The following is a 504-nucleotide window of genomic DNA, read 5'->3' on the forward strand; positions in this document are numbered from 1 at the left end:
CTCCCCTCTCCCTCCCCTCCCCCTCCCTCCTCTCCCTCTTCCTTTTCCTCTCCTCCCCCCTCCTCCCCCCCTCCCCTCCCCTCTCTCCCCTCTTTCCCCTTTCCTCTTCTCTTTCCCTCCTCCTCCTTTCTTCTCCCCTCCTCTCCTCCTCCTTCCCCCCCTTTTCTTCCCCCCCTTTCTCTCTTCTCCCCTCTCCCCCCCTTCTTCCCTCCCCTTTCTTCTCTTCCCTCTTCCCCCCTCTTTTCCTCCCCCTTTCCCCCCTCTCTCCTCCTCTCTCCCCCTTCCTCCCCTTCCCTCTTCTCTCTTCTTTTTCCCTTTTCCTCTCCTTCCCCTTTCCTTTCCCCCCTCCCCTCCTTTTCTCCCTCTCCCCTTTCTTTCTCTTCTCTTCTTTCCCCCTCTTCTTCTTTCCTCTCTCTCCCTTCTCTTTCCTTCCTTCCCTTCCCCCCCCCTTCCTCCCTCTCCCTCCTTCCCTTTCTCCCTCCCCCTTCTTCCTTCTTTCCCCCC

1 protein-coding gene is annotated in these 504 nt (G+C 59.3%); it reads right to left on the minus strand.

The genetic code is table 11. The features are described 5' to 3' along the window. The coding region (locus KH400_RS29640; protein WP_217227949.1) for a hypothetical protein at positions 1-504 on the minus strand (504 nt) is incomplete at both ends.

It is taken from the genome of Desertibacillus haloalkaliphilus, from assembly GCF_019039105.1.
Lineage (GTDB): Bacteria > Bacillota > Bacilli > Bacillales > KJ1-10-99 > Desertibacillus > Desertibacillus haloalkaliphilus.